Here is a 21,145-nt window from a genome sequence, read left to right as displayed (position 1 = left end):
TAGTTTTATACTTTATTTTTTTTGCTTTCGTAATATTTTCTGGCTTTTACCTCATTGCCACAAGTGTCCATATTACACCATTTTCTACATTTGTTTTTGCTCGAATCAAAGTAAATCCATCCGCAATTACCACATTCTTTTACTCGATCTATTTCTTCAGACATCAATAGTTCATGTGCAGCTTTTCCAATTTTTAAAATATAGCTATTCAGGTCATTTGGATCTATCTCTAAATGTTCTTGAGGTTTATTGTCAACTACAAAAATCTTAGTGGATCTTCTGATTTTTTGTAAGAGTAAATCAAAACATTTAAGATCTTTTTCTTTAATCTCTCTTTGAAAAACAAGTCCTTGAAATACACGATGCAAAAATTCTCTTTTCCTTATAACTTCCTTTAGATTAAAGCTAGCTTCTTCAAAATTTAATGTTTCATTTTCTAAAATATCAACGCGTTTTAACCAGGCAATCCATTCCTCTTTTCCGGTAAGGTAATCTATAGGGTCTGCAACCAACCTGTCTTTAATCGTATTGATGAAATCGAGGGATAGATTTCCTCCATCTAAAAGGCTGTTTTGTATATGTTCTACATTATTCATAGTGCAAAGTAAAATAATTATAACCAGTAAAACAAGTTTTGGTAGTAAAAATATTATCTTATATTTGCACCAGTGTAATTGATTTTAGTGGTATGACTTTAAATGATTTTAAATTAGAACGATATTTTTGGTAAACATGAGTTTACTGCAAAACATTTAGTATCCAGTTCTGATTGTGATAGCTTTTCAACGAATTATATTTTGAGCTAAACCATTGGTAAAGAATTATCGCTTTGCGAAAATTTAGATCTCGGTTATATCGAAAGTACGGGATATCCATTATTAACAAAATCAATAATGTAGTATTACCAAAATAACTCTAAAAAACGTTGTGGTTGTTACACATGGAAACCTAATAAAGAGAACTAGAAATTTACATGAAACATTATACGCATTAACTATTTATTCAACATAAAACCTTGCAATATGAAATCAAATTCACAACATCTTTTCGACAGAGGTACAAAGATATTAGTAGAAGGAGTTTCTTCTTCTTCTCGTGGTCCTGCGGCTTTTGGTACTACACCACCATATATGTCCCATGCAAAGAGCAGTCGTCTTTATGATGTAGATGGTAATGAGTATATTGACTGGATGATGGCTTTTGGCGCATTACCATTAGGTCATGCTCATCCCAATATAGTTGATATGGCTGCCAGAGAAATAAGCCGAGGTACTCATTTTGCCACTGCTTTGGAGGTAGAAGTAGAGGTTGCCGAAATACTGTGCAAATTATTGCCTCATGTAGATAAGATACGTTTTGCAAATACAGGTACAGAAGCTGCTATGGCAGCTGTTCGTCTTGCCAGAGGGCTTACCGGTAGGCGTAAAATAATAAAGTTTGAAGGGCATTATCATGGCTGGTTCGATCAAGTATTATTGAATATCAATTCAAGACCTGCAGATAATTTGGGGCATCGTTTTTCGCCCATTCGTATTCCAGAGTCATCAGGAATTCTTGAAGAAGCATGGTTAGATACCATTGTTGTTCCCTGGAATGATTTTGAAGCCTTGGAAAGGGTTATGGAAAACTATGGAAGAGAAGCAGCATGTGTAATTACCGAAGGTGTGATGGCTAATATTGGGGTTATTCCTCCAAAAGATGGATACTTGCAAAAAATGCAGGAATTGTGCAAACAGTATGGGGCACTATTTTATCTGGATGAAACCGTTACTGGATTTAGACTGGCAGCTGGAGGTGTTGCAGAACTATACGATCTGAGTCCAGATATTGTAACCTATGGTAAAGCTATGGGAGCAGGATTTCCTATGGCGGCAATTGGTGGTAGCGCATCTGTTATGGAAGGGCTAGAATGGGGGAAAGTATTACATTATGGTACACATAACGGTGGAAGACTTCCTCTATATGCTTGTAAAACAATGCTAGAAACAATGCTTGCAAATAAACAGGAAAATTTTAAGAAATTAACATCTATAGGTCAACAAATGACATTAGCTATACAAAACGCAATACAGCAATCGGGAGCAAGTAATGTAATTTGTCAAGGTGTAAACTCTATGTTTCAGATTTTCTTTACAGAAAAATCAGAAATAACAGATTATCGTGATTATTGCGCTTTTGTTGACAAAGAAAAATTTAGAACTTTTGTTCTTAAATTAATGGATAAAGGAATTTATATGAACCCTTCGGCATCGTTACATTCACTATCAAGTATTGTTCATACTCAAGACGATATTGAAACTACAGCCAAGGCAATTGAAGAAGTATTAATAGAATTAAAATAAGATAGAAATGAAAAAATTGATTACAAGGTCATGGCATGGTGCTGTTAAAAAACAAGACGCCAATACATATCTAGAATATCTAATTGAAAGTGGTATTGCCGATTATAAATCCGTTTCAGGAATTTTAAATGTTGAAATTTTACGAAGAATTGAAGGAGAGGTATGTCATTTTCATACAGTAACACAGTGGAAATCGTATGACGATATCAAAGCATTTTCTGGTGAAGATTACACCAAAGCAAAATACTATCCGAAAGACAAAGAATTTTTATTAGAACTCGAGGAAGAAGTACAGCATTTTGAAACCTTTATTTTTTTAAAATGAATATGGTAGATATAGTAATAGTAACAGAAAAAGCGTGCTTAAAAGCAAGTACAGAGATAAAACACAGTGCCATAGCTATTGAAGAAGATGAAACACTCATCACAGCCTTCAAAAATCAGAATATCATATGTAAGCGAGTTGCTTGGGAAGACCCTAATTTTGATTGGTCAACAACTAAAGTCGCTCTTATAAAAAGCACATGGAATTATTTTCATCTTATACCAGAATTTAGAATTTGGCTTGAAAAAGTGTCCGAAAAGTGTACGCTTATTAATAGCAAAGAACTGGTTTTATGGAATATGGATAAGCATTACTTACTTGAATTAAGCAAGCATGGAATTCAAATACCAGAAACTCATTTGTTGGATACTGAAGATATTTTTGATCCACACCTGTGGGATAAAAATTTGGGAGGTAATGGGTTTGTGGTTAAACCAACTATATCTGGAGGTTCAAAAGACACCTATTACCTAAAGTATCCATATAGTAAAAATGATGTAGTAGCAATACAATCAGATGTGAAACGACAGCCAATGCTGATTCAGCCATTTATACAATCAATAGTAGAAGAAGGAGAAATTTCATTGGTATTTGTAAATGGTAAATTTACACATGCAAGAGTAAAAAAACCTAAGTCAAATGATTTTAGGGTACAACCATATCATGGAGGCACTATATATGAATATAATCCAACTCAAAAAGAGATAGATTTTGGAGAAGAGGTGCTTGAGGTTTGTAAAAACCTTAAAGAAATACCCATGTATGCCAGAGTAGATTTTTGTTATGGAACCGAAGGTGAAATTCTGCTAATGGAACTTGAGGTAATAGAGCCACAGTTATGGTATCCAGAATCTAAATTGGCAGTTTTCTCTTTGATAGAAGGCATTGAAAATTTAATATAACTATTTATGAATAAAGCAATTACTTTTCTTTTTTTGATATTAACCATGCTCTTTTGGGCAGCTAATTTTCATGTGGTAAAAATAGCTTTAGAGTTTTACTCTCCTGTAAGTGTTGCTGCTTTGCGATTTTTCTTTGGAGTTGTCTCATTGTTTCTCCTGGTATATTTGAGATTTGGTAATCAATTATTCAAATTCAGGTTTTCTGCAAAAGAATGGTGGTATATGTTTCTTACTTCTTTTTTCGGAATCTTTTTAACCATATACTTTTTTAACCAGGGTCTAAAAACAACCAGTGCAGTAAATGGATCTCTTATTATTGCAACTAGTCCTGCAATTACTGCTGTTTTTGCTTTTGTGTTTCAAAGAAAGAAGGTGAAACTAATGCAGTGGATCGCTATTGCGATTAGCTTTTTTGGAGTAGCAATTATTTTGGTAAAAGGAGATTTTAGTAAGTTGGCAGAATTGCAGTTCGAAATAGGAGATGTTTATATTATGGGTATGGCAATTGTATTCTCACTTTCTCAGATCATTGTGAGTAAGTATCTACCTCATATAGATGCTGTTGTAATGACAACGATCACCTCGCTTATGGCTTTTGTTTTGTTTGCGGTTTTGTCATTACCAGAATTTATAGCAACCGATATCCCTATAGATTTATCTTTTTGGGGTAGCATCTTATTTATGGGTGTACTAGGAACGGGAATTGCATATACTGCATTTTATTTCTGTGTTGTTAAACTGGGAGCGACAACCTCGACACTGTTTATGAACCTTATTCCGTTTTTTACGGTATTACTTGCCTTTCCTTTTGGGGAAAAATTATATGCTGTGCAACTCATAGGAGGAGGTATTGTAATTATTGGTCTGTTATTATTTGGGTTTACTAAAAAGAAAAGATGAACTTTACAAAACCATTCTGGTTAAACTATAGATAACAAATATCAAAAGTTAAAAGATGCTAAAAATCTCAAAACTATATGTGTACCCGGTTAAATCGCTGGGTAGAATTGAATTACAAAGTGCTACTATATCCGAAACAGGTTTTGAGTATGATCGGCATTGGATGCTGGCCGATAGCAATGGAAAACATATTACCCAGCGAGAAGAACCTAAATTAGCATTGTTTCAGGTGGCACTATCACAGGATTCATTATTGGTGACCTATAAAGAAAGTAGTATTAAAATTCGATTAGAAAATCCAACCTTAAAAGAACCTATTTTAGTTTCTGTTTTTAAAGAAAAAGTAGAGGCTATAAAAGAAGAACAGGTGGTGAATGATTGGTTTTCGGATTGTTTAGGAAAAGAAGTATATCTGGTTAGGCAATCGAGTACAGCAAAAAGATGGGTTAAACAAAATAATGATGCACGAATTCTTTTTCAGGATGGTGCCCAGTATTTGATTGTAGGAGACAGTTCTTTGGATGATCTAAATAGTAAGTTATCCTCTCCTGTTAAAATGAACAGATTTAGACCTAATATTGTCTTTACAGGAGGAAGCTCGTTTATTGAAGATCAATGGAAGAAGATTATAATTAACGATTCTACTTTCGAAATCACCAAATCATGTGCTCGGTGTACAGTAACGACGGTAAATCAGGAAACGGGAGAAAAAGGAGAAGAACCGTTAAAAACACTATCGCAATATCGATTGTCAGAGCGAAAAATCTGGTTTGGAAGATATCTTAAACTTGTCGATAGTAAAGATTTTGCCATTGCTGTGGGAGATGAAATTAGTATTAAGCAAGATAGCACTCGGGTTTTGTAAAAAGCGGGCTTATAAATAATGATAGCAGTATCATGAGTGAACAAAAAAAGCTGTTTCTAATACAAGAAACAGCTTTTTAACTAGGTGGTCCCACTTGGGCTCGAACCAAGGACCCCCTGATTATGAGTCAGGTGCTCTAACCAGCTGAGCTATGGGACCTAAAACGGAGGGCAAATTTAAGGATTTGATATAAACACGCCAAACATTTTTCTATTATTTTAATAGTCTTTTATTCCTAAGCCAGATAATGGCTTTGATTCCTCTTTAAAAAAGGAAAAAAGAGCTATAAAAACGATAGTATTTATTTTGTAATATCCTGATCAATAGGTTTTTCCTGGCATAACTCTATTAAAACCCCATTTGTGCTTTTAGGATGAAGAAAAGCAACTAATTTATTATCAGCACCAGGTTTTGGTGTTTTATTGATTAATTGAAACCCTTCTTTTTCTAATCGATCCAGCTCTAGTTCGATATTATCGACATCAAAAGCGATGTGATGAATACCTTCTCCCTTTTTGGTAATAAATTTTCCGATAGGTCCATCCTCCCGGGTACTGGCCAGTAATTCTATTTTACTATCTCCCACTTTAAAAAAAGAGGTGATTACAGCTTCGCTTTCTACGGCTTCCTGCTTATATGGAGCGACTCCCAAAAGTTTCTCATATAATGTATTTGCTTGCTCGATATCTTTGACTGCAATGCCCAGGTGTTCTATTTTATTGATATGATTCATAATATACTTTTATCACTATGTGGCAAAAATACATATAAATTGTACTTTTGCACCATGGAAACAAACAGACAGAAAAAAATTGGAGGAGTATTACAACGCGATGTAGCCGATGTGATACAACTTGCATTACGTGAAGCGGGAGTACAGGGGATTTTGGTTTCCGTTACCAAAGTAAGTGTGACTACAGATCTATCTATTGCAAAAGTATATATGAGTGTATTCCCGCATCAGGAAGGAGAAAGAGTGCTAAAAGAAGTAAACCAGGTAAGATCACAAATAAAACATCAGGTAGCACAGCGTACCAGAAATCAGTTACGCCGTATGCCAGAATTATCCTATTTTATTGATGATTCTCTTGAGTATATTTCTAATATAGAAGAAGCTGTAAAAGGGAAAGAAGATCCGATTAATAATCCCGAACTTCTCGAAAAACGTAAAAAGAAGTAATTTTAGGTAGTGCCATAAAATAGAAAAATCATAGAAAGTAGAAGAAATAGAATTTTCTTTTCTCTTATCTTTATTGCAGAATTAAAATTTCATACATATCTAATGCTCATCATAAGGATTTGAATTTTTCATACTACATCGCAAAGCGATACCTGTTTTCTCCTGGTAGTAGCAATGCTATTAATATTATTACAATTATTGCTGCGACCGGTGTAGTCATAGGAGCGATGGCATTATTTCTTGTGTTATCGGGATTTGCAGGGCTTAAGGATTTTAGCCTTCAGTTTTCTTCATATTTTGATCCCGATCTTAAGATTTTTCCGTCAAGCGGAAAGACATTTACATTTACCGATACCCAAAAAGAAAAACTAGCTAAACTTGATGGGGTTGCCAATTTTTCTGAAATTGTAGAAGAGCGTGTTTTCCTAGAGTTTATGGATAAACAAAAGATGTCCTATATCAAAGGAGTAGATGCTAATTATCATAACGTTATTCATGCCGATAGTATACTGGTATTCGGGGATTGGTTAACCAATAATGATTTTCAGGTAGTTGCGGGTAATGGCATTAGCAGGGAACTTAATATGGGAGTTGAGCAAACGTATACAAACCTGCTAAGTATTTATGTACCAAAACCGGGTAAAGGTATTCCCAGCGACCCATCAAAAGCATTTAGATCAGAGAAAGCAGTAAATATTGGGGTGTATAGTGTAAATGAAGAACTTGATAAAAAATATATTTTTGCAACTACGGGATTAGTACGAAAATTATTGGAATTACCAGAAGATAAAGTGACTCATATAGAGCTTAAACTATCACCACAAGCTAATGAAGAAGTAGTGATAGATGAATTACAGCAGATTTTTGATCATAATGTGATTGTAAAAAACAGGGTACAGCTTAATGATACATTGTATAAGATGTTAAATACCGAGAATTTAGTATCCTATCTGGTGATCACGTTGATTGCCATTATTGCCCTGTTTAATGTCGCCGGAGCCATTATTATGATGATTATCGATAAGAAAAACAATGTAAAAACACTCTATAATGTGGGGGCTTCTCTGCCGAGTATCAGAAAAATATTTTTGTTTCAAGGTTCACTTATGACCGTTTTGGGTACAGTATTAGGATTGTTATTAGGGTTTATACTTATTGTATTGCAACAGCAATTTGAATTATTAATGATCACACCTTCGTTACCTTATCCAACTCGTATTACCATGATTAGTTTTGTTGTGGTGTTTTTTACGATTACTATTATCGGTTTTATAGCTTCTCTTTTAGCTTCTAGTAGAATTAATCAGAAATTGGTGAATTAGTGTAGTCATTATTATAGATAAAGATATGGGTGTTCGGGCGGGCTATCCGTTTTTACTCCTCGATATGTTGATCTTTAGACTGGGCTCAGAATGGCAACTTTTCTGTGGGGTAATCACTACTATCCCTAACACAATGCCTTTTGGTTTTTTAAAATTATACAAACTCAAAACCGGTGAATGTAGACTGTACTTCATCAAAAGCAGCAAATACATCTTTTGGGAGGTCGCTGGTTACCATTTTGGTCCGATATTCTTTAAAATGAGGTATTCCTTTAAAGTAATTGGTATAATGTCTACGGGTTTCAAAAACACCTAGTTTTTCGCCTTTCCAATCGATTGCCATTTGTAAGTGTCTACGTGCTGCATTTACTCGTTCTTCTATAGTTGGTGGTGGTAAAAGCTTACCAGTTTCAAAATAGTGTTTTACTTCCTTAAAAAACCAGGGATAACCAATGCTGGCACGGCCAATCATAGCACCATCAAGACCATATTGATCTCTCATTTCCATAGCGCGTTCGGGAGTATCTACATCACCATTACCAAATACAGGAATGTGCATTCTCGGATTGTTTTTTACTTCGGCAATAGGTTTCCAATCTGCATTGCCTTTATACATCTGTGCCCGGGTACGACCATGAATAGAAATGGCTTTGGCTCCCACATCCTGTAGTCGCTCTGCAACTTCTACAATTCTGATAGAGTCATGATCCCAACCCAATCTGGTCTTTACGGTAACAGGTAATTTGGTATGTTTAACCATGGCTTCGGTAAGAGAAACCATAAGATCAATATCTTTAAGAATTCCTGCTCCGGCACCTTTGCTCACTACTTTTTTTACGGGGCACCCAAAATTAATATCAATAATATCAGGGCCTGATGCTTCTACAATCTCAACAGATTTAAGCATAGAATCCAAGTTAGCTCCAAAAATCTGAATACCAACCGGGCGTTCTTTTTCATAAATATCAAGCTTCATGACGCTTTTGGCAGCATCACGTATTAGTCCTTCACTAGAAATAAATTCTGTATACACTACATCGGCTCCTTGCTCTTTACACAATGCACGAAAAGGAGGATCGCTTACATCTTCCATCGGGGCTAATAATAATGGGAATTCTCCTACATCTATGTCTCCTATTTTGGTCACAGCAACTATTTTTTTGGTAAAAATACAAATTCTTTAAGACCTCACAGGTCTCTGAGATCTGTGAGGCCTTATTTTTTTGAAATGAGTAAGATCTAAAAATACAGGGAGAGATAGTATAAAGCTTCTAAAATCGATTATATTTGCAAGTTATTAAGAGTGTGAAAATTGCGTTAGGGATAGGAGCAAGCTACCATGTAGCGCAGATAGCCCGCCCCATAATGTAATGACGGGTCACGCCCTAAAACGTATTGAAAAAGAAGAATGAGACCCATAATGGGTATTTAAAAATGATTGATATACCTTTATAAATGATTATGTTAGATTTGACGGTATACAAGAGAGAGACTACATGAAAAATATTAGAAATTTTTGCATTATCGCACATATTGATCACGGTAAAAGTACACTGGCAGATCGATTATTGGACTTTACCGGATCAGTAACCGCACGCGAAGCTCAGGCGCAATTACTTGATAGTATGGATTTGGAGCGCGAGCGTGGGATTACCATCAAGAGTCATGCAATCCAGATGGAATATACGCATAAAGGAGAGGAGTATATCCTTAATCTTATTGATACTCCTGGCCATGTTGATTTTTCATATGAGGTTTCTCGTTCTATTGCAGCTTGTGAAGGAGCATTGCTAATTGTAGATGCAGCACAAAGTATACAGGCACAGACAATTTCTAATTTATATCTGGCTCTCGAAAATGATCTGGAAATTATTCCGGTACTCAATAAAGTAGATTTACCAAGTGCTAATCCAGAAGAGGTTACCGATGATATTGTGGATCTTTTAGGATGTGATGCAGAGGATGTAATTCCTGCAAGTGCTAAAACAGGAATTGGGATAGAAGAGATTCTTACTGCAATTATAGAGCGCGTTCCCTCACCAAAAGGAAATCCTGAAGAGCCATTACAAGCCCTGATTTTTGATTCGGTATATAACTCATTTAGAGGCGTAGAAACATATTTTAAGGTAGTTAATGGTGAGATTAAGAAGGGGCAACAGATTAAGTTTGTGGCTACCGGGAAAAACTATTTTGCTGATGAGGTAGGAACATTGAAATTAAATCAGGAACCTAAACAAGTAATCAAAACAGGTGATGTGGGATACCTGATTACAGGAATCAAAGATGCTCGAGAAGTAAAAGTAGGAGATACTATCACAGATGCTAAAACACCTACACAAAATGCAATCGAAGGTTTTGAGGATGTAAAACCCATGGTATTTGCAGGGATTTATCCTGTAGATACAGAAGATTATGAAGAGCTTCGTAATTCTATGGAAAAATTACAGCTTAATGATGCTTCTCTGGTTTTTGTACCAGAGAGTTCTGCAGCATTAGGTTTTGGTTTTAGATGTGGATTCTTAGGGATGTTACATATGGAGATTATCCAGGAGCGATTAGAACGTGAGTTTAATATGACTGTGATTACTACAGTACCTAACGTATCTTATCATGCGTTTACTAATAAAAATCCCGATGATATCATAATTGTAAACAACCCATCGGATTTACCTGACCCTTCTTCTATGAACAGAGTAGAAGAACCATATATCAAAGCTTCTATTATTACCAAATCTGATTTTGTAGGATCTGTAATGTCTTTATGTATTGAGAAACGTGGAGAGATTACTAATCAGACCTATTTAACTACAGAACGAGTAGAGCTTACTTTTGATATGCCATTGGCAGAGATCGTATTTGATTTTTATGATCGCTTAAAAACAGTATCAAAAGGATATGCGTCTTTTGATTATACGCCGATCGGTTTACGTGCTTCTAAACTGGTAAAGGTAGATATATTACTTAACGGAAATATTGTAGATGCGTTATCTGCATTATTGCACAAGGATAATGCTTATGATATTGGTAAAAAAATCTGTGAGAAATTAAAAGAATTAATCCCTCGCCAACAATTTGATATCCCGATACAAGCAGCAATTGGAGCTAAGTTTATAGCTCGTGAAACGGTAAAAGCTCTTCGTAAAGATGTAACAGCCAAATGTTATGGTGGTGATATTTCTCGTAAGCGTAAATTATTAGAAAAGCAGAAGAAAGGAAAGAAACGAATGCGTCAGGTAGGAAATGTAGAGATTCCTCAGGAAGCGTTTATGGCGGTATTAAAGCTAAATGACTAGAAATTTTGTTATCAGTTCCTTATAAATAGGTTCAATTTATTTGCTGTGTAATTCAAATAAAGTGTCTATTATAGCGTTGTTTTTTTATAACTTAAGAATTTATATCATGCTAAAGCCCCAACCAAAGCAGAGCCTAAAGATCTTATCTTTTGTAGGTTTATTTGTTTTTTGTTTTTTATCCTGTAGTAAAGATGATACTACCGACTCTACAGATACAGGAGTTGATCCTGATCCTGATCCATCAGGAGAACAAACTGTTTTTACAGAAGATTTTATTTTAGGCAAAGACAGCAAACTTATAAACTATGTTTTATCAGAAGCGGATTATAATAAATTTATTGCCGGAAATGGTGATTTTGCTATGGTGTCTAAAAAGGTGTATGAGCATTTAAATGACAATTTTGATTTTATTTTTATACTCTCTGTTGAAACAGAACAACCTAATGATTTGTATTATGGAGTTACTCAAAAGGTTAAAAATGATGTAGAAGGTATAGGTTCGTCCATATATAATAATACTGCTGCCTATGGATCTCAGGGCACATTGAAGAGTATCATTCATATGCCAAGGGCCGAATATATTAAAAATGGCCCCTTTTTACATGAAATAATGCATTATTGGGGGAATTATGATTTTATCCCAACTACGGTTGGTGGTCACTGGGGATATTCTAGCGTAGGAGGGCAACTTGGTGGTTTTGATGAGCTTATTGATTTAGGAGGTAATAATTATCAAGGAAAACGGAATGGTGAAAATGGATTTGGAACTTTTGCTAATGGAGGAAACACATTGCCGTATGGGAATTTAGAATTATACCTTATGGGGCTAATAAAAGAAAGCGAACTCGAATCGATTCAAGTGGCTGAGAATCCACAAGCAGTAGCAAGTGGAGGTAAATTTGCAGCAGATAAAATTACAACTTTTACAGCAGCAGACCTTATTGCAAAGAATGGAGCTCGCGTACCTTCTGAAGAGAATTCTCAAAAAAGCTTTAAAGGAATTACCGTAGTTATTTCTACTTCAAAATTAAGTGATGAAAGGATTGCATCTATTAATATGGATCTAGATAACTTTACTAAAAAAGGAACTCCTGATTGGGGTAATTTTTTCTTTAATTTTTGGCAGGCTACAGGAGAAAAAGCTACTATAGAGATTGATATTTCTCAGGCTAATATAAAATAGCAGATTTAGTTAGCTTTCTTGGCTTCAATCATTTTGTGTAACATATATTCTACACCATTGTCATTATTGCTCTTTGTCGAGTAATTAGCAATTGCTTTTATGTTTGGGTGGGCATTTTCCATAGCAAAGCTATACGTTGCTTTGGTCATCATTTCAAGATCATTGTTATAATCTCCAAAAACCATAGTCTCTTCAGGTAATATATCATTATTTTTTTGCAACTGTTGTAGCGCATGACCTTTATTAGCGAGGTTATGAGAAAGGTCCAACCAGATTTCTCCAGACACTTTTACTTTCAATTTGTTTTCCAGATGTTTTAAAGCAGGATAGAGATATTCTTCTGCTCCCTTTTGATTACAAATGGCAATTTTGAGATATTGATCATCAATTACTTCAGAAAGATCTTCTACAATTTCATACCGGTCATAAAATTCACTAAACATATCGACAAAATCTTGTCCGTAGTCTTCAATATACCCTCGTTTTCTTCCACAAACGATTACTTGTGAACCTTGTAATGTTTTAGTAATATCAAGGAGTTCCAGGTATGTTTTACGATCGATTTCTGTAATCTGAAGTTCTTTGTCTTGTTGCATGGTTAAAGCTCCATTTTCGGCAATGACATAAATGTCATCTTTAATGGGTTTTAGTTTATCAATAATACTATAGTATTGTCTTCCGCTAGCAGCAACAAAAGTTACGCCCAGGCTATTTAGCTCTTCAAAAAGTTCAAAAAAATGACGACTTACTTCACCTTTAGCGTTAAGAAGTGTGCCATCCATATCTGTAGCAACCATTTTGATTTGGGATAGATCCATAGTAGTGTATAATTTTAATTGTAAAGGTATTAGAGTTAGAATAAATACAGGGTATTATAACTGTAAAATTTGTATTAAATTGCTAGTAAATAAAGAGCTTTGATCGGTTTGATATTACCTGCCAAAGTAAATTAAATACTAATTAAAAAAATCCCGAGTCGTACTAGGACAATACCATGAAATTTTTTCAAAAAGAAATACAATTACCATCATACCCCAGAGGGTTTCATTTGATTACTTCTAAGATTCTTGCCAAGATACCCGAAATCAAACAGATACGAATGGGACAATTACAAGTGTTTATTAAGCATACATCTGCTAGTCTTACTATAAATGAGAATGCGGATCCCACAGTAAGACAGGATTTTGAAAGTCATATGAATATTATGGTTCCAGAAAATGCTTTGTATTATATTCATACCTACGAAGGACCTGATGATATGCCTGCTCATATCAAAGCTTCTTTGATGGGGACTTCTGTTTTGATTCCTATTACTAACGGAGAATTAAATCTGGGAACATGGCAAGGCATTTATCTCTGTGAACATAGAGATTCTGGAGGCCTCAGAAAACTGGTTTTAACAGCTTATGGGTCTTAGAGACTATAAGTTAATCGAGATTACTTCTGTAACAAAACCATTTTGGTTTTATTCTAATTAAACTTGTCATTCCAGCGTAGACCAGAATGACAAGCATTATAGATTTTTACAAGCCTAGTTTAGCTATAATTAAAACACTTTTGATTTAGAACCATTGTGCCCAAGGTATTCTTGAAAGCATAAGAATCCAGGCAATAGTATAGAAAATTGCTAGCATTTTAAACTTAGGTGTAGAAGTAAGTTTCTTTTTATGTTTAGAGTATCCCATTGTGATAAAAACAATGGTTAAGATCATTACCATAGGATGCTCTACATTATATAATCGTAAAGTAGCGTCCTTCATAATTTCTCCCATTTTGTGAGTTCCAGAGAACCAAACTACCAGAGGAGATACAAAGAAAATAATAATACCAATTAGAAGCTGAATATGGGTAACGATAAGCGCAAATAGAGAGACTCTAAAATCTTTTGGAGCATATTCTCTTTTGGTAAAAAATCCAGCTAGGGCATTAATAGTTGCTAGTGTAACGATAAGAACAACAAGATAAGCCCAATATGAATGGACGATTTGAATAGCTTCGTACATAATGATGTGTTTAATTTTTTCAAAGGTACATATAATGCATAAAAAAGCCTCATCCTACGAGCACAGGAGTCTTTATTTAGACTTATTCTACAAAGTGTTTGCTCTATTGAAAATTTATTTAGTCATAGCTATATATAACATACCAGTTTTATTCTAAAGCTTCTTCTGGGACCTCTCCTGTTAAGGTTTGTAAAAATAAGTGAATCTCATTAACTTGCTGTGGATTTAATTTTTGATTTAATTGAGTTTCTCCCATAATTGAGATGGCTTTTTTAAGGTCTTTAATACTGCCATCATGAAAGTAAGGTGTGGTTTTTTCAATATTAAGTAGCGAAGGAACTTTAAAGACATATTTATCAGCTTCATTTTTGGTGAGATCAAACCTACCATTATCTACTTTTTCACTATTTGTATACTCCCAATAATTTACGGTAAGCCCAAATTTTTGATACATATTACCTCCTAGTAATGCTCCTGTATGACAAGTAATACAACCAACACTTATAAAGGTTTCCATACCTTTCTTTTCATATTTGTTTAGTGCAGAACCATCTCCAGCCATATATTTGTCGAACTTAGAGGGAGTAATCAGTTTTCGTTCAAAAGCACCAATAGCTTTTTCTATATTTCTATATGTTATCGGAGTTTTTTCCTCTGGAAAAGCTTTGGCAAAAAGCTCAATATACTCATCGATTTTTGATATTCGGTCTACCACTACTGCTTCGTTAGGCATTGCCATTTCTATTGGGTTTAATATGGGGCCTCCGGCTTGTGCTTCTACATCGGGTTCTCGTCCATCCCAAAATTGAGTCATATGTAATGCAGCGTTTAAAGTTGTAGGGGAGTTACGTCCTCCCGGTTTACCATCGTTACCTATTGAAAAAGACAGATTGTCTACTCCATATGTTTTTAGATTATGGCAGGTATTACAACTTTGTGTATTGTCTTTAGAAAGTCGTTTGTCATAATAAAGTGTTTTCCCCAGAGTTACTTTTTCCTGGGTTATTGGATTGTCTGGGTTTTCTGCTATTTCGGGTAATACACCAAAAATTTCTCGGGCTTTCTTGTCAATTTCTGATACTGCAACTGTCTTATTTTCAGTTGAAGAAACTGGAACGTAATCTTTGTCTTTTTGTTTAGAATCGTTTTTACATCCTATACATATTGCAAGGATTACACCCCATTGAAGTACGTTTTTCATAGTGTTTTTTTTGTGTTAATATATATATGTTAAAGTTGGATTTTTTACTGTCGTTATCATATGGAGATACTTACAGATAAAAGGGTGTTTTTTTGAAAAAAAATAAACCGTTGTAAATATTTCGATATCAGAAATTTACAACGGTTTTTACTATGATTTAGTATTCATTATTATGGAGAATAATGAAGATCAGAAATTGAGGAGATAAAAAAAACCTCATTCGATCTTCGAATGAGGTTTTTGATATTTGATTTATAAATTTCTTAGTTGAATATATAACGTAATCCAACTTGCATTTGCCATCTTGATGATTGAAGACCATTATCATCTATTTGTTCAATTCCATCTTCAAAAGAACTAGCGTCAAAGGTAAACTCTGGATCTGCTGTTCCACCTCTTACAGTTTCAATTAATGCAACATTTCCAGGGATGAATTTACGTTTTCCCCAATCTTTATTTAAAAGATTAGTGAAGTTAAAGATATCAAGAGAAAGCTGAAGCGTATTTTTCTTTTCGCCGGTTTTGATATAAAAATCCTGTAAGAATTTTAAATCAATAGCATGACTCCAAGGACCTCTGTCTCCGTTACGTTCTGCATATCCACCTCTTCTTTTTCTTAAATAATCATTTCCTTCTATAAAAGCATTTAGTGCAGCCCATTGCTCTGCAGGAGTATCTGATCCTGGGATTATGTCTCCGTCACGATCTCTAAAAGGAACAAGGTTAATTTCACTTGCGTTTGAAGGAATATAGATAAGAGCATTATCTCTAGAATCATCATTTAAAAGGTCTCTACCTTCTCTGTAAACAAAAGAGTGAGGAGCACCTTGTGTACCTTCATAAAATAATGCAATTGTTGATTTCATAAACCCTAGGTATTCTTTTTCATAACTAACATTAGCAGAAAAACGAGACCCTTGTGAAAAATCAGATCTTGATGTTGGTAAGAATGAGTTCTTACCATTTACCGTTTGAATACCTCTCCACTGTGAACTGTTTTGTGAAGAAGTACCATCAAAAATAGCTTCTGATTCACCATAAGAATAAGATACACTTCCCTGAAATCCATTGTCAAAAGGTTTTCTTAGGGTAAAAGATGTATTATAAGAGAATCCCTCACCAGTATTGGTTCCAAGGGTTATTCTACCATAAGTATTATCAATTAAGTCTCCAAAACTATCACTATAGTATGGTCTGTTATCAGCACCATTCAAGGCTCCTTCTGGGCCGCGAATATTTAAGTTTTGATAATAAATATTAGTAATAACATCAGTATATAAAAAGTCTGCACTTGCAATTAATCCCCAAAGTGGTAATTTTTGATCAATAGCGATATTATATTTCATTACCTGAGGTAATTTTAGGTCAGGAGTGAAAATATCGATATTTCCTGCTGTTCCTCCTGTTCCTGGTGTTACAGCTACAGGTTGTTGATTAACATCTGGGTTAAACGTTATTGTAGAAGGATCTAGATTAAATCCGCCAGTAAATCCACCAGTAATACCATTATTGTTATATGAACCACCAGGCCATACTAACGGAATTCTTGAAGTAAAAATACCAAAACCACCACGTACTTGAGTAGTCTTATCATTTTTTACATCCCAGTTAAATCCAACACGAGGAGATAAATGTGCAGAAGGTCTTATTTTTTTACCTACTCTTGCTCCTTGAAGATCTTTTCCGGCAGCTTCAAGAAGAGGAATAGTTCTGTCATTAAAATCAGCATTTTCAGCACCAGCATCAAAAATAGGAACATCAACTCTTAATCCAGCTGTTAGTTTAAAATTATCAGTTACACTTATTTCATCCTGAACATAAAAACTCGGTTGGTATAATTTAAATTCTGATGCTCCGGCAGATTCATCACCTACTGCAGTACCACCTACTAGAGAATATCCTTTTTGGTATTCATCAATAACACCATTAAAGAAGTCACTTAAGTTATTAAAGGTGTAATCTCCGTAATTAAAAGCAAAGAATAAGTTTTTAATTTTTGAAAACTCATGTTGAGTACCTATAGTTACAGTATGTTTACCACTATAAATCTCAAAATTATCGGCTATATTAACAATATCCTGATCTAATAGGTTTGCAGTAGAAAATGGTTCTGCTCCAAAAGAAATTGTTCCTCCACCATCACGAATATCAACAGTTGGAAACGGGTTACCAGAAGGATCACGATCATCTCTTACTGATTTATAACCAATAAGTAAGTTGTTAGAAGCCCAGCTTCCTATAGACGAACTAAATTCTAAAGTAGTTTCATTTTTAGTACTTTCAAAAAGCTCAGAACCATTAATAAAACCAATATTTCTGTTTCCACTATTTCTTGCTTCTAGATTATCAGCTTTTACAAAATTGTGCTTTACACTTAATTGATGGTTATCATTAATATTCCAATCTAGTTTAACTGTTAACTTATCACTTTCTAATGTTCTTGTGTTATTGTCAAACCCACCAGGGTTATAGCCATATGTAGTCTGTAAGAAATTAGATAGATTTTGGATATCAGCCAAAGTAGAATTTCCTTGGTAATTACTAAAATTAAACGGCTGTGGAGTTTCTTGTTCTTCTCTCTCATAATTAACAAAGTAAAATAATTTGTCTTTTATGATTGGACCACCAATACGAGCTCCGTAAATTTTTGCAGAATAATCAGATAATTTTTCCCTTGAATCACCAGCTCCTACTAAATCTGGAGGAGTTTTTCCTGAAAGACTTTCGTTTCTAAAATATGTATAGGCAGATCCTTCGATGCTATTTGTTCCTGATCGAGTAATTGCATTTATAGCACCACCAGAAAATCCTGATTGTCTTACATCAAAAGGAGCAATGTTAATTTGAAAAGTTTCAATCGCATCGATTGAGAATGGGTTTACCCCTGTTTGACCACCATCAGTACCAGAACCAGCTAGACCAAATACGTCATTACTTACTCCCCCATCAATATACAAAGCATTGTATCTGTTATTTTGCCCAGCTAAAGAAACTGAAAAGCCATCATCTCCTTCAGTTATTTGAGCTTGAGGAGTAATTCTTACAAAGTCGGCAACAGATCTTGATACCGAGGGTAAAGAATTAATTTGTCTCTCGGTCACCGTAGTTTCTGTACCCGTTTTACCAGAATCAAATACACTATTGTTAGTTACTGTAATTATAACTTGTTCAAGTGCACTAGCTTCTTCAATCATTTGAGTGCTTATATTTTGCGAATCCCCTAATTGAAGAAAAACATTGTCTTTTACATAATCCTTAAAACCAACATATGAGATAGTAACCTTGTATGGTCCACCAGTTCTCATATTTGCTATTCTGTAAAAGCCATCAAAATCAGTAATTGCGCCATATTTTGTTCCAGATGGAGTGTGGATCGCAACTACATTGGCACCAGGAAGAGCTTCTCCTGTATTATCAGTCATTTTACCATTAATGGAAGACTTAGTTACCCCTTGCGCAAACGTTTCCCCAACGACTGCCATAAGGATTACAACAAATAAAAATGTAATCTTTTTCATGAGTGTGTTTTAATAGTTTTTAATTGTCTCATGAAACTCTTAACGATTAAAATAATTACACTAAAAGGTTTAAAATCATTTAAATCGTATACAGTTTCGTAAATAATTGATAGAGTTAATAATCTTCGCAAAAGAACGAATCTTTATGCGTGCATAGTTTATTAAAATGTTAAATTTTATACAGATTTATATTATAGTTTTTAAGATAATTTTTTTTTGTACCAGATTGATTATTAATTAATTGAAGATATTAAAAAGTTATTAACTAAGAAATTGTTAATTAAAAATTGATTCAATCTTGTAACATTGAGTAAAAAAAACGTCTAGAGCTTGGAAAACAGCCTCTAAATAGATTAATATTAACACATTACTATTTTCAAAAAAAGAGTATAAGTCTCAAATCAATTTATAATCATAAACCGATTTGAGACTTATTTTTTTATGTTATCTGAAAATAGATTTAGTATTCAGATTTCCCTAAATACCGTTGTAAAAGAGTATGTGTTGAAGAATCATGTTCTTTAATCTCACGAGTGTCGATCTCAGATAAAATAGTAGTAGCCAATTGCTTACCTAATTCTACACCCCATTGGTCATAGCTAAAAATATTCCATATAATACCTTGAACAAAAATACGCTGTTCATACATCGATATTAATGCCCCTAGGCTTTTAGGGGTAAGGGTGTCGATTAAAATAGTGGTCGTAGGTTTGTTACCTGCAAATACTTTAAAAGGTAGCAGTTTTTTCAGCTTTTCTTTAGCGGTGTTTTTAGCACTTAATTCCCGAAGCACTTCGTCTTGGGTTTTACCATTCATCAAGGCTTCTGTTTGTGCAAAAAAGTTGGCCATTAATTTATTTTGATGATCTTGATCATCAAATAAAGAGTGCTTAAAACCAATAAACTCTGCTGGAATCAATTTTGTCCCCTGATGAATTAATTGAAAGAATGCATGCTGGGCATTGGTTCCTGGTTCTCCCCAGATAACCGTACCAGTTTGGTAGTTAATAGGGTTACCATTGCGATCTATACTTTTTCCATTACTTTCCATAATACCTTGCTGTAGGTACGCTGGTAATCTATGTAAATATTGAGAATAAGGGATGACAGCCTCACTTTCTGCATTAAAAAAATTATTGTACCATATGCTAAGCATTCCTAAAATTACAGGAATATTTTCTTCAAAAGGAGTATTCTTAAAATGCTCATCCATCTCATGAGCACCTGCTAGCAGGGCTTCAAAATTTTCATAGCCTACGGATAAACTTATAGATAGTCCTACTGCACTCCATAAAGAAAAACGACCTCCAACCCAATCCCATAGCGGGAAAATATTTTCTTCTGCAATCCCAAAATTAGTAACATTAGGAATATTACTTGATACGGCTACAAAATGCTTCTCTATAGCTTCTTTTGGCGCATTTTTGGTGAACCAATTTCTTGCTGTTGTAGCATTTGATATAGTTTCTTGAGTAGAAAAGGTTTTAGATACGACTACAAATAAGGTAGTCTCTGGATCTAATTTTTTTAGGCTTTGATGAACATGATCTCCATCTACATTAGAAATAAAATGTAGAGTAAGATGATTCTTATAATAAGCTAAGGACTCGGTAATCATAGCAGGACCAAGATCAGATCCTCCAATACCAATATTTACAATATCGGTAAAAGCTTTACCTGTATATCCTTTAAGATTTCCCGAAATAACCTGGTGGCTAAAGGACTTTATTTTTTCTTTTATGTTTGTAATTTCCGGAATTACATTTTTACCATCAACATTAACTTGATGTGTTGATGGTGTTCTGAGGGCGGTATGTAGAACGGCTCTATTTTCTGTTTCATTAATGGTACTTCCATCAAAATAATGTTGTATCGCTTCATCGAGCTTTACTTCTCTGGCTAGATCTAATAACAGTTTTTTTGTAGTTTTATCGATTCTGTTTTTAGAATAATCTACATAAAAATCCTTCCATTCAATCGAAAAAACATCTGCACGATCCGGATTGTGTTCAAAAAGATCTTTAAGATGTGTTTCTTTTATGGTTTCGTAATGAGATTTTAATGCTTCCCAGGCTTTTGTGGTGGTTGGGTTAATAGTTGGTAATGTCATG

At 34.4% G+C, this 21,145-nt stretch carries 18 protein-coding genes and 1 tRNA gene; 10 read left to right on the top strand and 9 right to left on the bottom strand.

All coding sequences use genetic code 11. From position 1 onward, the window contains the following. Positions 1–5: 5 nt before the first annotated feature. A complete protein-coding gene (locus AAFU52_RS07600; RefSeq protein ID WP_438426004.1) occupies positions 6–596 on the bottom strand; it encodes a CGNR zinc finger domain-containing protein in 591 nt (196 codons plus the stop codon). Positions 597–1,022: 426 nt separating this feature from the next. On the opposite strand from AAFU52_RS07600, the gene AAFU52_RS07595 reads away from it, so the two are divergent. The 5 genes from AAFU52_RS07595 to AAFU52_RS07575 are packed head-to-tail and all read left to right on the top strand — an operon-like array spanning position 1,023 to position 5,334. Next, the gene (locus AAFU52_RS07595; protein ID WP_438426003.1) at positions 1,023–2,342 is read left to right on the top strand and encodes an aspartate aminotransferase family protein; all 1,320 of its coding nucleotides are present in this window, start codon (positions 1,023–1,025) and stop codon (positions 2,340–2,342) included. A 7-nt stretch (positions 2,343–2,349) separates the two neighbouring features. Then, a complete protein-coding gene (locus AAFU52_RS07590; RefSeq protein ID WP_438426001.1) occupies positions 2,350–2,667 on the top strand; it encodes a hypothetical protein in 318 nt (105 codons plus the stop codon). 2 nt (positions 2,668–2,669) lie between these two features. After that, a complete protein-coding gene (locus tag AAFU52_RS07585; protein WP_438426000.1) occupies positions 2,670–3,569 on the top strand; it encodes an ATP-grasp domain-containing protein in 900 nt (299 codons plus the stop codon). Positions 3,570–3,575: 6 nt separating this feature from the next. Continuing rightward, the gene (locus AAFU52_RS07580) at positions 3,576–4,469 is read left to right on the top strand and encodes a DMT family transporter (RefSeq protein ID WP_438425999.1); all 894 of its coding nucleotides are present in this window, start codon (positions 3,576–3,578) and stop codon (positions 4,467–4,469) included. Positions 4,470–4,524: 55 nt separating this feature from the next. Then, positions 4,525–5,334 (top strand): MOSC domain-containing protein, encoded by an 810-nt coding sequence (locus AAFU52_RS07575; RefSeq protein WP_438425998.1) that lies wholly within the window; start codon positions 4,525–4,527, stop codon positions 5,332–5,334. 85 nt (positions 5,335–5,419) lie between these two features. Here AAFU52_RS07575 and AAFU52_RS07570 read toward each other — a convergent pair. Beyond that, a tRNA-Ile gene (locus tag AAFU52_RS07570) sits at positions 5,420–5,493 on the bottom strand. A 142-nt stretch (positions 5,494–5,635) separates the two neighbouring features. Then, the gene (mce, locus tag AAFU52_RS07565; protein ID WP_024768381.1) at positions 5,636–6,058 is read right to left on the bottom strand and encodes a methylmalonyl-CoA epimerase; all 423 of its coding nucleotides are present in this window, start codon (positions 6,056–6,058) and stop codon (positions 5,636–5,638) included. Positions 6,059–6,121: 63 nt separating this feature from the next. On the opposite strand from mce, the gene rbfA reads away from it, so the two are divergent. Both rbfA and AAFU52_RS07555 read left to right on the top strand, forming a co-directional pair. Next, positions 6,122–6,514, top strand: coding sequence for a 30S ribosome-binding factor RbfA (rbfA, locus tag AAFU52_RS07560; RefSeq protein ID WP_024768380.1), 393 nt, complete (start codon positions 6,122–6,124; stop codon positions 6,512–6,514). A 119-nt stretch (positions 6,515–6,633) separates the two neighbouring features. Continuing rightward, complete coding sequence (locus AAFU52_RS07555; protein WP_024768379.1) at positions 6,634–7,836, top strand: ABC transporter permease; 1,203 nt, start codon at positions 6,634–6,636, stop codon at positions 7,834–7,836. A 154-nt stretch (positions 7,837–7,990) separates the two neighbouring features. On the opposite strand, the gene dusB is transcribed toward AAFU52_RS07555, so the two are convergent. Further along, complete coding sequence (dusB, locus tag AAFU52_RS07550) at positions 7,991–8,983, bottom strand: tRNA dihydrouridine synthase DusB (protein ID WP_438425997.1); 993 nt, start codon at positions 8,981–8,983, stop codon at positions 7,991–7,993. 349 nt (positions 8,984–9,332) lie between these two features. On the opposite strand from dusB, the gene lepA reads away from it, so the two are divergent. Both lepA and AAFU52_RS07540 read left to right on the top strand, forming a co-directional pair. Then, positions 9,333–11,129, top strand: a complete 1,797-nt coding sequence (lepA, locus tag AAFU52_RS07545; RefSeq protein WP_024768377.1) for a translation elongation factor 4 — start codon at positions 9,333–9,335, stop codon at positions 11,127–11,129. 106 nt (positions 11,130–11,235) lie between these two features. After that, positions 11,236–12,312, top strand: a complete 1,077-nt coding sequence (locus AAFU52_RS07540; protein WP_438425996.1) for a hypothetical protein — start codon at positions 11,236–11,238, stop codon at positions 12,310–12,312. Between the two features lie 5 nt (positions 12,313–12,317). Here AAFU52_RS07540 and AAFU52_RS07535 read toward each other — a convergent pair whose 3' ends face one another. Continuing rightward, a complete protein-coding gene (locus AAFU52_RS07535) occupies positions 12,318–13,130 on the bottom strand; it encodes an HAD family hydrolase (protein WP_106791044.1) in 813 nt (270 codons plus the stop codon). 176 nt (positions 13,131–13,306) lie between these two features. Here AAFU52_RS07535 and AAFU52_RS07530 point away from each other — a divergent pair, with 176 nt between their 5' ends. Next, positions 13,307–13,729, top strand: a complete 423-nt coding sequence (locus AAFU52_RS07530; RefSeq protein WP_438425995.1) for a secondary thiamine-phosphate synthase enzyme YjbQ — start codon at positions 13,307–13,309, stop codon at positions 13,727–13,729. Positions 13,730–13,874: 145 nt separating this feature from the next. Here the strand turns inward: AAFU52_RS07530 and AAFU52_RS07525 are convergent, their stop codons facing one another. The 4 genes from AAFU52_RS07525 to pgi all read right to left on the bottom strand — a co-directional run bounded on the left by AAFU52_RS07525 (position 13,875) and on the right by pgi (position 21,144). Continuing rightward, complete coding sequence (locus AAFU52_RS07525; RefSeq protein ID WP_024768373.1) at positions 13,875–14,315, bottom strand: hypothetical protein; 441 nt, start codon at positions 14,313–14,315, stop codon at positions 13,875–13,877. 148 nt (positions 14,316–14,463) lie between these two features. Further along, the gene (locus AAFU52_RS07520) at positions 14,464–15,516 is read right to left on the bottom strand and encodes a cytochrome-c peroxidase (protein ID WP_438425994.1); all 1,053 of its coding nucleotides are present in this window, start codon (positions 15,514–15,516) and stop codon (positions 14,464–14,466) included. A gap of 263 nt (positions 15,517–15,779) precedes the next feature. Next, a complete protein-coding gene (locus AAFU52_RS07515; RefSeq protein ID WP_438425993.1) occupies positions 15,780–19,034 on the bottom strand; it encodes a TonB-dependent receptor in 3,255 nt (1,084 codons plus the stop codon). A gap of 460 nt (positions 19,035–19,494) precedes the next feature. Beyond that, positions 19,495–21,144: a glucose-6-phosphate isomerase gene (gene pgi / locus AAFU52_RS07510; protein ID WP_438425992.1), complete on the bottom strand. Its 1,650-nt coding sequence runs from the start codon at positions 21,142–21,144 to the stop codon at positions 19,495–19,497. Position 21,145 lies beyond the last annotated feature (1 nt).

This window comes from Aquimarina macrocephali (assembly GCF_051627225.1).
Classification (GTDB): domain Bacteria; phylum Bacteroidota; class Bacteroidia; order Flavobacteriales; family Flavobacteriaceae; genus Aquimarina; species Aquimarina macrocephali.
Note: the sequence above shows the minus strand (reverse complement) of the source record. Positions and strands in the feature narration are given on the sequence as shown.